Source organism: Aliidiomarina soli, from assembly GCF_003986975.1.
In the GTDB taxonomy this organism is placed as follows: Bacteria; Pseudomonadota; Gammaproteobacteria; order Enterobacterales; family Alteromonadaceae; genus Aliidiomarina; species Aliidiomarina soli.
Genome location: NZ_PIPO01000006.1, coordinates 1 through 13,493 on the forward strand (window position 1 = coordinate 1; position 13,493 = coordinate 13,493).

Consider the following 13,493-nt stretch of genomic DNA (forward strand, 5'->3'; position numbering starts at 1 on the left):
GGTATCTTCGAATACATCGAGATCTTTTATAACCGCAAACGACGACACTCTGCTCTCGGCAATATCAGTCCAGCAGAGTTTGAGCGCAAATGCGCATAACAGTGTCTACTTTTTGTGGGTAGGACCACAACCTTCGTTTAGTAAGAGACTTCATCGAGAAAAGCTCAAACAACAGTGGTTCGCTTGTACAAACTATCATTTCTACCCATAACCCAACGATCATCAACAAGCTTAAGATCTCTAATGTATTGGCGTTTACTGGAGAGAAAGCAATTAGCCTCTCCGACACTCCAACTAAGTTGGTTGACTACCTAAGAAAGAGACCTAATTTCGACATTCTTAAGCTACTGTTCGCAAACAAGGTCATTCTCGTAGAGGGTCCAACTGAAGAAATGCTGATTAGCACTTATTTGTCTAAACAAGCAGCGCTTAACGACATTGATATTATTCCAATTGGTCAACGTGGTTACACTACATTCTTAGATATATGGCTCGTGCTAAACAAAGATAATCAGAATAAGAAAATCGGTGTTATTCGTGATTATGACGATTCAGATGCAGCTAAAGAAAAACACGACACTTATGACGAAGCCAGCGAAAATGTAACTGTAAGAACAACAAATAACTACACACTTGAGATTGATTTAGTAGAAGCAGAAAACAACCTAGCTTTGCTAAATGGCTTGTTCAACATGGCTGGTGACCTCGATGAAGTGTCCGGTCATATGATCAGTGGTAAAACAGCAAGAATGCTAGATGTATGTGATGCGATGGTGGATGAAGAAAACCCACTGGATATCCAGCTACCGGCCCACATCGCTGAGGTCATTGAGGCTCTGTCATGATAGAAGTACAGATTGCTGGAGCAGGTGCAGGTAAAACTTATGGCTTAGCAAAGACTTTGATAGAACACATCAAAGCTTGTACTAACCATAAAAAGACTTTTGCTTTGACTTACACAAACTCAGCAACAGCGAAGATAGAGCAAGAGATAATCAAACAACATGGCTTTATTCCCTCTAATCTCTGCATACAGACAGTCCATAGCTTTTTGTTGAACGAAATCATCTATCCGTTTTCATCATTCACTCTCGGTGATGTCTATAACGACACATCAATAATGATGCTACCTCCTCCTAAGTACAAAAATAGCCTTTTTGCACGACTTAGAAAGATAAATGTCATTCATACAGATAATGTGTACAACATCGCCAAACAAATTATTGATGAAACCATCAGCAAGCACAACAGCAAGGCTAAGAAAAAAAAGGTCCGCAGACTCTTGGCTATTCTAGGAAGTTGCTTTGACAAAATATTCATCGACGAAGTCCAAGACTTAGATGGAGATGCTCTCCGCTTTTTCGAGGTACTAGGCAGCAACAATATTGACGTATACATGATTGGAGACCCGAAGCAAGCAATCAAGTTCCCTCAAGCGCTTGATACGTTCATTAAAAATGTAACTCCAAAAGAATACGCAAATATCTTACCGATCAACAATCAAACCAGACGAGTACCCAAAGAGATACTGGTGATCTCAAATGGCTTCTGTTATGAAGGTCAGCAACAAGAGTCACTATCCGAGGTTGTCGGTGAACTCATGTACATAGAATCGACGGACGGACGATACGACGAGCTACTAACGGGTTACATAGATACAAAGCAACTTGTTTGTATCGACAAAAAGAATGGTCGCTATACAACTTCGTCTAAACACAAACACTCATTTCCACGAGATATTGAGGAAATGATTCGTGAGTCTAACCACAAAAAAGACAAGACTTTGTTTGTTAAAGCAGCTTTTGCTGACTTTATGGATGATGCAATCAAAGAAAGTAATGAGCGAGCCATAAGAAAACTCATTGCTCGGCATTCATTGAAAGTTAATAAAAAGCACTTCGCCCAACTACATGAACTATGCAATTCTTGCACAAAAAAAAACGTTCAATTCAGAGTCCAAAGTATCGACTCTATCAAGGGATTAGATGCCGACATCTGTGTAATCATACTGAGCTCTAGCACACTGAAATACTTAACCAAAAATGGTATTATTAAAGCGAATCAGTTTAATAAAGAATGGAAACGAGTCTATGTAGCTCTTACTCGTGCCAAGAAGAGGTTGGTCTTAGCATTAGATCACGATTTACTCGCTAAAGAAGACATGGCGGAAGTTAGGGATTCGATAGGTGCATTGGGGTTTGTTAACCACAACTAGTATATATCTGTTCACGAATACCAATTTTAGTAGAAATGGGGCAAAAGTATGTTTTGAGTTTTAGGAACAAGAGTCAGTACCGCTTACTCTGACTCGATATTGACGTAGCGTTACTTGGTCGAGGATTTGCTCGGCTTTAAGCCCGGACTGTTTCCTGGCGTTTTTTTATTGTCACGTCGACGCTGATCTGGCTTGCCAGTCGACTTGGCTATTGGTTTTGGTCCTGGTTTCAAACCCATGATTTAATCCTTTCTTTAATGAGGCCATTCCTCGTTGTATAATCTTTGGGCAGTGTTAATGGTTTTCAAGATGTGTATGAAAAACAATCTAAACATCCCCAAGGTTTCTTGCTGGTAACTCATGTTTTGATGCGCTATCTAAAATGTACAGCGACAAGTTGGAGACACAAGGTGGATAGAATTACATCGGGACCGCAAATGCTTACTGCTGAAGAAAAACAAGAGCTCCGTTGTGATATGCAAGGTTCCTCAGCCTGGGCCAAAGCCGGACTAAGACGTCGACGAGCAGCAAAAAATCAAAAAAATCCTGCGTATGGTATAAATGATGGTATCGAGAAAATCCACCTTTCTAACTAGTTGTTATGTAGATATATTTTCTTCTCATTTATATTCGAGTGGGAATAACGCGGTAAGTCACCATGGACGGTAGCTGGTATAGCTTGCTGCCGTCATTATTGGCGATCGTATTTGCCATCCTCACCAGGCGAGTCATTCTCGCCTTGTTGGGTGGCGTGCTACTGGCCAATGGACTTTTCTATGCACCCGACCTGCTGAGCGCGTTTCTTGGCAGTGTGGTGTCCTTAAGTAGTGCTCTGGTCGACCCGGGCAACATGCAAATCTGGGCTTTCACCCTGATTATCGGCGCCTTGTTTGGTGTGCTGGAAGGGGGCGGGACGTTTGGTCACTTTGTCGCTGCACTGGAGCGCCGTCGGTTGGGTAACTCGCCACGTAAAGCGCGCCTGTTTACCTGGTTTCTGGGTGTGGCGGTCTTTATTGAGTCGAATGTTTCGATTATGACCTCGGGTACCACTTCACGTCCGCTCTACGACCGTTTGGGCATGTCCCGCGAAAAGCTTGCTTACCTGATTGATTCGACCTGTGCGCCGATTTGTATTCTGATCCCACTGAACGCCTGGGGTGCTTTCAATCTGGGCTTAATCAGCGCGCAGGACATTGCCAACCCGCTGCTGACTTTTGCCCAATCGCTGCTATTTAACTTCTATGCCATTCTGGCTATTTTACTTGCGCTTTGGGTGGCCTGGAGCGGCTGGAGCATTGGCCCTATGCGTAAAGCAGACCGACGCGCGCTCAAGCAGGCTGAGCAGAACGCTGAGGCTACGACGCAGCCTCAGCTAGCTAGCGCGGATTACAACTCCGCTGCAGCACGCAGCGTGATGCTAAGCCTGCTGAGTATGATCGTGCTGGTTCCGCTGATGCTACTGATCACGGGCAACGGCAGTATCGTGCAGGGCGCTGGCACCACCAGTGTTCTGGTTGCGGTCAGTTGTGCTCTGGGGCTGGCGGTATTGGGCGCGCGGGTAAGTCTGAAAACGTCATGGCGCAGGCTCGGCTGGCATGCGTTGCAAGGGGCGCGTAAAATCTTACCGTTGGCTATTATCTTGTGGCTGGCGATGGTACTGGGCGACATGACACGGATGCTCGGCACCGCCAGTTTTATAACCAGCCTGATTGATGACAGTTTCCCGGTTTGGGTGCTGTTGCCGACCACCTTTATTCTGGCCGCGCTGACCGCGTTTGCCATCGGCTCGAGCTGGGGCACTTTTGCTATCATGCTGCCGCTGGCGATTCCGCTGGCGCTGTCACTGGGTTTACCCCCGGCGCCCTTTATTGCGGCGGCTATCTCAGGCGGAATTTTTGGTGACCATGCCTCGCCGATTAGTGATACTACAATTCTGGCATCACTGGCTGCGGGGACAGAACATATTGACCACGTACGTACCCAGTTACCCTACGCCTTGCTGGCGGCTTTTGGCACCATTCTGCTCTATCTCACCTATGGCCTCTGGGTGATGTAAAAAAAACGATATTGGCGTCAATTGACGTCAATATCGTCTGTTCGCAGTCCCTTGGGCATCGCTCAACCTCGCTACACCCCTTATCGTTCCTGTGATTTCAGTTTTTTGAAAAACTGGCGCGGCTCTTGCTATAGATATAGGCAGATAACTGTACTCTATGTGCATAGTCGACTTCAGCTAAGCAATTAGCAGATTAAAAAACCTTGGAACGGCTTACAGGGACGTAAGTACTGGACACCGCGTTAGGGAAGACGCAAGAGGACGCAGGGCTGGATGCCCACATGGAAGACACCTACAGGATGTAGCTACGCCAAAGGATTGGTGCCAATGGATGGCAGCTAAGGGACGCGCAGGAAAGATAAGGGACCAGCCCGCAGGATGCGGGCTTTTTTCTTTCTGTCAGATAAATCCGTATACTAGACCTACCTTTTCCAATCGATACCCATATCTCAATGCAAGACGACTATTACATGCAGCTGGCGCTGGAACTCGCTGATCAGGCCGAAGCTCAGGGCGAAGTCCCAGTTGGAGCGGTGATGGTGCATGACGGCAAGATAATCGGCCGTGGGTATAATCAGGTGATCACCCTGGCTGATCCGTCGGCCCACGCTGAAATGCAGGCGTTAAAAGAAGCCGCGCATTACCTGCAGAACTATCGGGTGCTAGACACAACGCTCTATGTAACGCTGGAACCTTGCCCAATGTGTGCTGGTGCTCTGGTACATGGGCGGGTAAAACGGCTGGTGTATGCTGCTGCGGATCTGAAGACAGGCGCCTGTGGGAGTGTGTTTAACTTAACTCAGGATCCGCGCCTCAACCATCAGCTGGAAGTCACTGCCGGGCTGATGGCCGAGCCCTGTGCGGAAAAGTTGTCGAACTTTTTCCGCCAGCGCAGAGCCGCTAAAAAAGCGTTAAAAAAAGCGGCACGCGCGTATCAGTCATCCTCTGATAGTGCCGGTTCGGATCCGTCCTCGTCCTGAGCTTTTCCTTTTTGCGTATCCTGATAAAACCATTTGGTACGGCGGTCCGTTAAATTCAGACGGTGCTTGCGCCAAAGCTGACGACGGCGTTCGTTGGGAATAATCCCCTTGCCACGAGGGGTATTGCGCATGCCTCGTTTCATTTACCTCACTCCTCTGACTCGTCAGCCTGATCCTCGTGCTGGACGAGGCGATTGTCTCCAGGGTAGGGGATACGGTTTTGCGAATCCAACCATTGCAGCGTGTCATAGTAGCGTCGGATATTGCCAACGTAGGTGACAGGTTCGTCGCCACGAGCGAATCCATAGCGGGTATCTTTGTAGTACTGCTTTTGCCGCAACAAGGGCAGACGCGCGCGAACGTCAACCCAATAGTCAGCGTCGCCTCCCTGGCGGGCGGTAATTTCACGGGCATCATTTAAATGGCCGAGGCCAACGTTATAGGCCGCCAGAGCAAACCAGGTCCGGTCCGGTTCGGTGATCCGATCCGGCAGGCGTTGGTGCAAGCGCTCAAGGTAGCGAGCGCCGCCGCGAATGGCCTGTTCAGCATCCAGTCGACTGCGCACGCCCATCGAGCGCGCGGTCGGCAGAGTTAGCATCATCATGCCACGCACCCCAGTGGGTGAACGCGCCCAGGGGTCCCACAGACTTTCCTGATAACTAATTGCAGCCAGCAGACGCCAATCCAGGTTGCCTGCATACTGTTGAAATAATTCAATATACTGTGGCAAGGTTTCGTCCACAGCCTGAATAAACAGTTGCGTATCGACGTAATTAAAATGCTGAACATGGCCCCAGTAGCGATCGACCAGTTTAGTGATTTCGCCGCGTTCGTGTTGTCGCCCGATGTATTCAATGGCGGCCGCATACAGCGAGTCGTCTTCGGCGAGCGGAAATGCCCAGGCCAGCGGCACATCAAAACGCACGGTAAAGGCTACACTCAGGTCAGGATACAGGCGACGCTTGATATCCAGGGTATTGGTATCGGCAATGGTGAAATCAATTTCTTCGGAAATGACCTTAGCTAGTAGTTCGTCGGCATCGTAGAGCCGGGTCGCACGCCACTGCAAGTCCGGATACTCGGCCTGGACATCCTGCAAATACTCTTCGTGGCTGCTGCCTGAGACTACCACCAGCTCACCCTCGAGGTCACTCCAGTCGCGTGGACGTTGACGGGTGCCCTGTTTAAAAATCAGCCGTTGGTCGACACGGTGGTAGTAAGGGGTGAAACGCATGTGCTTGCGGCGTTGGTCCGTCACATCGAGTCCGGCTGCCAGAAAATCGACGCGGCCGTGCTCTAAATGCTCGAATAAATGCTCAATCTGCACTTCGTCGAGTACTCTGAGTTCAACCCCTAATTCGTCCGCAAGGGATAGAGCCATTTCGTACTCAAAGCCCGTGGGACTCTCACCGTCCAGATGGTAGCTGGATGAGTTCATGATCGTGCCCACGGTCAGATAACCACGCTGCTGTACCTCTTGCAGGTAATTCTGTTTAACCGGATCTGAATTACAGGCCGTTAATAATGAGACCGAAACGACTAGCAGACTAAGAGCCGCTAAGCGCAGGGATTTTTTTATATTTGGTTTTTCCATGCAATCCTCTATGCGTTACTACCCTCTTTATACCATGCTAAAAGTTCCACTGCATCGTCATTTATGTCGCAAAATATGGCCACTTTCTTTATAATCGCAGCCACCAGACACCTGCTCAATTAACCTGCGGAGTCCAGACCAGTGCAAATTTTGCGTGGCGCGCCTGCCTTATCCGATTTTCGTCAACAAAAGCTGATCAACCGTATGCAACAAGCGGGCCTTGATGTCCGTTCTGTTAGCGCGGAGTTCATTCATTTATATACCGCTGAACCTGCGCTTAACGAGCAACAGCAACATGTATTGCAGCAACTGCTAACCTACGGCCCGGCCCGGGAAGAAAAAGCAGGCGGTGAGCAGCAAGTTTTTGTCACTCCACGGCAGGGAACCATTTCCCCGTGGTCGTCGAAAGCTACCGATATAGCTCATAATTGTGGGCTGGTAGCGGTTAAGCGAGTCGAACGGGGCATCTTATATCATCTGCAAGGTGACTTTACGGCTGAACAATGGGAACTCGCGAAAGGCTTTTTACACGACCGGATGACCGAAAGCACATTCGCTACTCTGGATGAGGCCGAAGTATTGTTTGCCCATGCGCAACCAGCGCCGCTGAGCACCGTCGATATTCTTGCAGATGGCCGTAACGCACTGGCAACGGCAAATATTAATTTGGGTCTGGCATTGGCAGAGGATGAAATCGACTACCTGGTTGATAATTTCCGTGCCCTTGGCCGTAATCCCAATGACATCGAACTTTATATGTTCGCGCAGGCAAACTCAGAGCACTGCCGGCATAAAATCTTCAATGCCGACTGGACGATTGATGGCGCAGAGCAGGCCAAATCGCTGTTTGGGATGATTAAAAACACCTTTAAAAGCACCCCGGACTACGTCCTGTCTGCCTACAAAGACAACGCCGCGGTGATGGAAGGCTCTGCAGCCGGACGTTTTTTCCCGGCACCATTTGGCAGCGCCGATCCGGGTGAGTACGGTTATAGCAACGAAAATATCCACATTCTGATGAAAGTGGAAACCCATAACCACCCGACTGCCATTTCACCGTATCCAGGTGCGGCCACCGGCTCGGGCGGTGAAATTCGGGACGAAGGTGCCACGGGTATTGGCGCCAAACCGAAAGCTGGGCTGGTTGGTTTCACCGTATCCAATTTACGCATTCCAGGTTTCGATCAGCCCTGGGAAGAAGATTTCGGTAAACCCGACCGTATTGTTACCGCGCTTGATATTATGTTGGAAGGCCCATTAGGGGGCGCCGCCTTTAATAATGAATTTGGCCGCCCGAACATTCTCGGCTATTTCCGTACCTACGAAGAAATGGTTGCAAGCCATAACGGCACCGAACTGCGTGGCTACCATAAACCCATTATGATCGCCGGTGGTCTTGGCAATATTCGTGAAGACCACGTTGAAAAAGACGAGATCCCGGTTGGGGCGCCGCTGGTCGTATTGGGCGGTCCAGCGATGAATATCGGTCTTGGTGGCGGTGCTGCGTCGTCAATGACCTCAGGTACCTCATCAGCTGAACTTGATTTCGCCTCCGTGCAGCGTGAAAACCCGGAAATCGAACGCCGCTGTCAGGAAGTGATTGATCGCTGCTGGCAGATGGGTGCCGATAACCCCATTGTCTTTATTCATGACGTTGGTGCAGGTGGCCTGTCCAATGCGATGCCGGAGCTGGTCAATGACGGGGAACGTGGCGGTCAGTTTAAGCTGCGTGCAATCCCGAACGATGAGCCTGGCATGAGCCCGTTGGCAATCTGGTGTAACGAGTCCCAGGAACGTTACGTGTTGGCCATCGACCCAGCCAAATTGGCTATATTCAGCGCCTTGTGTGAGCGCGAGCGTGCGCCGTTCGCGGTGGTAGGTGAAGCAACAGAAGAGCGTCACCTGAAACTGTACGATGAGGTTTTTGATAATTACCCGGTCGACATGCCGCTAAACGTACTACTGGGTAAAGCACCGAAAATGCATCGCGACGTGACCAGCCGCAAAGCCGAGGGTGACAACTTTGCGACTCAGGGTATTGCTGTCGACGACGCCGTAGGTCGTATTTTACGCTTGCCAACGGTGGCTGAAAAAACCTTTTTGATAACCATCGGCGACCGCTCTGTCACCGGCTTAGTGGCTCGTGACCAAATGGTAGGACCATGGCAGATCCCAGTCGCAAACTGTGGTGTAACCGCCGCGTCGTATGACAGCTATGCCGGTGAAGCCATGTCGATGGGCGAACGCACCCCGGTGGCATTGCTGGATTACGCTGCCTCGGCCCGTTTAGCGGTTGCCGAAGCGATTACCAATATTGCAGCGAATGCCATTGGTGATCTAAAACGCATTAAGTTGTCAGCAAACTGGATGGCCGCCGCTGGTCACCCCGGCGAAGATGCCGGTTTGTACGAAGCAGTGAAGGCAGTGGGTGAAGAACTTTGCCCGGCGCTTGGCTTAACCATCCCGGTTGGCAAAGATTCAATGTCGATGAAAACCCAGTGGCAACAGGACGGCAAAGACACCGCTGTGACCTCACCGCTGTCGTTGGTTATCACCGCCTTTGCCCGGGTCACTGATGTACGCAATGCGATTACCCCGCAGTTGCAGCCCAGCGCGAACGAAGATGACAACAAGCTGTTCCTGCTCGATTTAGGCCGTGGTCAGAACCGTTTAGGTGGTTCCGCCCTGGCGCAGGTCTACCGTTCAATCGGACAGCAGCCAGCAGACCTCGACAGCGCAGAGGATTTAAAAGGCTTCTTCCATGTTATTCAGACCCTGATCGCCGATGGCCAGCTCAGTGCTTACCACGACCGCTCAGACGGCGGACTCTTTACCACCTTGGCAGAAATGGCGTTTGCCGGTAACTGCGCCGTGGACGTTGAATTGCCAGCGAACACCGACGCTGTGGCTGCACTCTTCGCTGAAGAGCTGGGCGCAGTGGTTCAGGTCACCGCGGCCGGCGCTGCGCGGTTGCAGTCCCTGTGCCAAGAACACGGCCTCGACAACGTAGTGGTGGAACTTGGTGTTGTTAGCGCAGGCGATGAAATGCGTATTCGCCAGCAGGGCGAGACCGTCTTCAGCGCAAGCCGCTCCAGTTTGCGAGCAATCTGGGCCGAAACCACCGACCAGATGCAACGTCTGCGCGATAACCCGGAATGCGTCAGCGAAGAATGGGCGATAAAAACCGATACCAGCAACCCTGGTTTGCACGCCGACCTGACCTTCGATCTGAATGAAGACATCGCCAGCCCGTATATTAATAAAGGTGCAGCGCCGCAGGTTGCGATATTGCGCGAGCAAGGCGTTAACTCCCATTACGAAATGGCAGCGGCATTTGACCGCGCAGGCTTCAAAGCGATTGACGTACACATGAGCGACATTCTCAGTGGGCGGGTCAGCTTAGAGCAATTCCAGGCACTGGCAGCATGTGGCGGCTTCTCGTACGGCGACGTACTGGGCGCCGGTGAAGGCTGGGCAAAATCAATTCTGTTCAACCAGCAAGCAAGGGAGCAATTCGCCACCTTCTTCGAGCGCAACGACACCTTGTCACTGGGCGTCTGCAACGGCTGCCAGATGTTATCCAACCTGCACAGCCTGATCCCAGGCGCCGAAGGTTGGCCGCGCTTTGTAACCAACCGTTCCGAGCGTTTCGAAGCCCGCGTCAGCATGGTAGAAGTACAAAAATCACCATCCCTGTTGTTTGCCGGTATGGAAGGTTCACGCATGCCAATCGCCGTCTCACACGGCGAAGGCCGAGTCGAGTTTAAAGATACCAATGGCGCCGCCAGCCTAAGCCAGGCCGGCCAGGTGGCACTGCGTTACGTCGACAACTACGGCAAAGTCACCGAGCAATACCCCGCCAACCCGAACGGTTCAACCGGCGGTATGACAGGTATCACCAGCAACGACGGCCGCGTCACCTTAATGATGCCGCACCCTGAACGGGTCTTCCGCACCGTCGCCAACTCCTGGCACCCCAGCGAGTGGGGCGAAGACAGCCCATGGATGCGCATCTTCCGCAACGCCCGCAAAGCCATCGGCTAAGCAAAAAGGCCCGCATCGCTCGGGGAGGGTGACGCTGGCTGCTTTCCGGGCGGGGGCGTAGGATTGGCCGCTTTGCGGGCGGGCAGGGGTTCTGTTTTGGGGGACGCCGCAAGTACATCCCTGTAGGCTCGGTTCGCGCATCCATGCGCTCAACGCCCCCAAAAGCAGAATCCCCCACCCGCCCGCGCGACCACTCCTACGCCCCGCGCAGCAGATCATCTTATACCCAGCGTTAATCTTTAGCGGGCTTTCTACGGCCAGTAAATTACTCATCGCTTAGCCAGAATAGACCAGTAAAATAGCGTTCAGACATTGAATGGTGGGTGATGCTGGCTGCCCGGGTGGATGAGGAGTTCTGCTTTTGGGAGTGTCGGCCGCAGGGATGCGGCCGTCAAGCCCCCAGGGACGGGTTTACGGCGTCTCCCAAAACAGAACCCTCATCCGCCCGGAAAGCAGCCAGTGTCACCCACCAGGCACCACGAGGGCAGAAAAAAGCCCGCGGCGCGGGCTTTTTGTTTAGTGGGCTTTTATCCATTCGATGAATTGGTTGGCGATGTCGGTGTGGTCCTGACTGCCGCGGAAGCGGTCGGCCCATGGGCCTGCGGCGATAACGGGGACGTCTTCGCCAGTGTGGCCACTGGTGGTCCAGCCGGCGCGGGTGTGGTAGTTGAGAATGTCGCGCAGGACGTCGTTGATTTTGTTGCGGCGGTCATCGGCCTGGTATTCGGCGACGTCGACGATGGCTTGCTGTTGATCGGTGCTTAGTGGGTATGGCAGATGGGTTTCGATGTAGCCTTCCCAGTCGATCCAGGGCATGTCGTTGAGGTCAGTGGCCATGCTACGCAGGGCGCGGCCCTGGCGGCGTACTTCTGCGGCACGGAACTGATAAGCACCGTCGGCACCAAGGGTCAGGCCGCCGGTTGAATGGTCAGCGGTGACCACCAGGGCGGTGTCGCCTTGCTCTTCGACATATGGAATCAGGAATTCGAGCAGCTCGTCGAGTTCAGCCATTTCGTGCATGGCGCAACCGATGTCGTTGCCATGACCACACCAGTCGATCATTGAGGCTTCGATCATCAGTACATAAGGCTTGTCGGCATTGTTAAGCAGACGCAGGCTCTGTTCGGTCATGTTTTTCAGACGTGTCTGATCGTCGATGACGTTTGGCAGATTGCGCCCTGCAAAGAGGCCAATCAGGGGCAGGCGTTGTTGGGTCGCCAGTTCTTCGAAGCTGGTGACGACGCGCATGCCATTGTTGCGAAAGTGTTCGAGGTGATCAACGGCGTCATGCTCGTCGCTGGCAGGGCGAACAAAAAAGTCTTCACCGCCGCCGAGAAGTAAGTCAAAGCGCCAGTTGCCATTGTCATCAAGGCTGGCGAACTGGTCGGCAATGTCGTTTTCCAGACGGCGGCTTTCGCTATGGGTAAAGAAGGCGGCGGGCGTGGCGTGGGTTACCTGCACGGTGGCAATGGCCGCGGTTAACATATCGCGTTCGTTGGCGTAGGCCATCATGCTTTTAACGGGTTCCCGGTTAGGATCTACACCGATGGCGCCGTTGTAGGTTTTGACGCCTGAAGCAAGGGTGGTCGCACCGGCTGCGGAATCGGTCACCAGAGTCTCGTCAGCGGGATAGGTTGAGGCTGCGCCAACCAGATACTGATCGAAAATAGTCTGTTCAATGTCGGCACGGTCGGTCATGCCGCGGCCGTCTTTAAAGTAGCGATAGGCGCTAAGGTATGGGAAGCCCATGCCGTCACCGATAACCAGGATCATGTTGCGCGGGGTTTCGGCGCCAGATTCTGCTGTTTGCGCAAAACTGGTTACCGGGGTGGCGGTGGTGAGCGCCGCGAGGATAAAGAGGCTGCTGAGCAGCGGCTTGGTGATTACTTTATTAAACATCATTGATCCCATGTATCACAACTATAAAAACCGAGAGCGAGTGCTTGCTAGCGGCGCCGGTTACGTTCTTTGTTGGCTATCTTAGCCGCGTTATTTTTCCGTATCATGACATAAGTTGCACCTAATCCGCCATGTTCGGGGCGGGCGCTGTGTGCGGCCAGGACGGGCTCGAGTTGCGGCAACCACTGTCCGCAAAGACTTCTGAGCAAACCAGGCTTGGGTTGGCTGTGTCTGCTCATACCATGAATAATGAGTGCATTACGTACACCACGCTGGTAGCAGTCGTGAATAAAATTGGCCAGAGCATGGCGCGCCTGGGTCACGTTATGTTGCTGCAAACTAAGGCTGGCACTGGGCGTATAGTCGCCTCGTTTAAGGCTTCGGAAGACTCCATCCTGCACCCCATCGTGACGCCAGCTAATAGCTTCACCCGGTTCGAGCCAGTGTTGGATAATTTCGCTCAAGGCGTCAGCGGGTTGATCCTGTGCTTCGGCTGCGGCGGCCTTCTGGCGTTCAAGCTGGGCTAGCGTTGGGGTAAACGCCTGACGGATGTCACCTATCGTGTCATGTTTTAAAGGAACGACGTCATCGCCAAGTAAGCTGTCAAAGCTATCGTCCTGAGAACGGTTGTTGTCGTACATAGGCACCTCCATCCATAACGTATGGACCAGCGATTATATCAAAAGTGGCAGCAAGGAGGAAAAA

At 51.9% G+C, this 13,493-nt stretch carries 10 protein-coding genes; 6 read left to right on the top strand and 4 right to left on the bottom strand.

Annotation, left to right across the window (positions count from 1 at the left end; all coding sequences use genetic code 11):
- The 5 genes from CWE14_RS12450 to tadA form a co-directional block, all read left to right on the top strand.
- On the top strand, positions 1–99 hold a 99-nt coding region (locus CWE14_RS12450; protein ID WP_133306997.1), incomplete at its 5' end, for an IS3 family transposase.
- A 200-nt stretch (positions 100–299) separates the two neighbouring features.
- Entirely contained in the window at positions 300–845 is a 546-nt protein-coding gene (locus tag CWE14_RS14750) for an ATP-dependent endonuclease (RefSeq protein WP_338022828.1), read from the top strand.
- Positions 842–2,215 carry a UvrD-helicase domain-containing protein gene (locus CWE14_RS12460; RefSeq protein ID WP_126799683.1) on the top strand — a complete coding sequence of 458 codons (1,374 nt, stop codon included), beginning with the start codon at positions 842–844 and terminating at the stop codon, positions 2,213–2,215. Before CWE14_RS14750 ends, CWE14_RS12460 begins: the two co-directional genes overlap by 4 nt.
- A gap of 658 nt (positions 2,216–2,873) precedes the next feature.
- Positions 2,874–4,271: a Na+/H+ antiporter NhaC family protein gene (locus CWE14_RS12470; protein ID WP_126799685.1), complete on the top strand. Its 1,398-nt coding sequence runs from the start codon at positions 2,874–2,876 to the stop codon at positions 4,269–4,271.
- 452 nt (positions 4,272–4,723) lie between these two features.
- Positions 4,724–5,251 (top strand): tRNA adenosine(34) deaminase TadA, encoded by a 528-nt coding sequence (gene tadA, locus CWE14_RS12475; RefSeq protein WP_126799686.1) that lies wholly within the window; start codon positions 4,724–4,726, stop codon positions 5,249–5,251.
- Here the strand turns inward: tadA and CWE14_RS12480 are convergent.
- The gene (locus CWE14_RS12480) at positions 5,206–5,394 is read right to left on the bottom strand and encodes a hypothetical protein (RefSeq protein ID WP_126799687.1); all 189 of its coding nucleotides are present in this window, start codon (positions 5,392–5,394) and stop codon (positions 5,206–5,208) included. The two genes, tadA and CWE14_RS12480, sit on opposite strands and share 46 nt — an antisense overlap.
- A 5-nt stretch (positions 5,395–5,399) precedes the next feature.
- Positions 5,400–6,845 (bottom strand): membrane-bound lytic murein transglycosylase MltF, encoded by a 1,446-nt coding sequence (gene mltF / locus CWE14_RS12485; protein WP_241972404.1) that lies wholly within the window; start codon positions 6,843–6,845, stop codon positions 5,400–5,402.
- 141 nt (positions 6,846–6,986) lie between these two features.
- Here mltF and purL point away from each other — a divergent pair, with 141 nt between their 5' ends.
- Positions 6,987–10,889: a phosphoribosylformylglycinamidine synthase gene (purL, locus tag CWE14_RS12490; RefSeq protein WP_126799688.1), complete on the top strand. Its 3,903-nt coding sequence runs from the start codon at positions 6,987–6,989 to the stop codon at positions 10,887–10,889.
- A gap of 516 nt (positions 10,890–11,405) precedes the next feature.
- On the opposite strand, the gene CWE14_RS12495 is transcribed toward purL, so the two are convergent.
- Positions 11,406–12,788 (bottom strand): alkaline phosphatase, encoded by a 1,383-nt coding sequence (locus CWE14_RS12495; RefSeq protein ID WP_157981825.1) that lies wholly within the window; start codon positions 12,786–12,788, stop codon positions 11,406–11,408.
- A 47-nt stretch (positions 12,789–12,835) separates the two neighbouring features.
- Entirely contained in the window at positions 12,836–13,429 is a 594-nt protein-coding gene (gene smrA / locus CWE14_RS12500; protein WP_157981826.1) for a DNA endonuclease SmrA, read from the bottom strand.
- Positions 13,430–13,493: the final 64 nt, after the last annotated feature.

Bases quoted from the DNA above. Each gene is read 5' to 3' on its own strand.
- CWE14_RS12460 (WP_126799683.1), top strand. From the start codon at position 842: ATGATAGAAGTACAGATTGCTGGAGCAGGTGCAGGTAAAACTTATGGC.
- CWE14_RS12470 (WP_126799685.1), top strand. From the start codon at position 2,874: ATGGACGGTAGCTGGTATAGCTTGCTGCCGTCATTATTGGCGATCGTA.
- tadA (WP_126799686.1), top strand. From the start codon at position 4,724: ATGCAAGACGACTATTACATGCAGCTGGCGCTGGAACTCGCTGATCAG.
- CWE14_RS12480 (WP_126799687.1), bottom strand. From the start codon at position 5,394: ATGAAACGAGGCATGCGCAATACCCCTCGTGGCAAGGGGATTATTCCC.
- mltF (WP_241972404.1), bottom strand. From the start codon at position 6,845: ATGGAAAAACCAAATATAAAAAAATCCCTGCGCTTAGCGGCTCTTAGT.
- CWE14_RS12495 (WP_157981825.1), bottom strand. From the start codon at position 12,788: ATGTTTAATAAAGTAATCACCAAGCCGCTGCTCAGCAGCCTCTTTATC.
- smrA (WP_157981826.1), bottom strand. From the start codon at position 13,429: ATGTACGACAACAACCGTTCTCAGGACGATAGCTTTGACAGCTTACTT.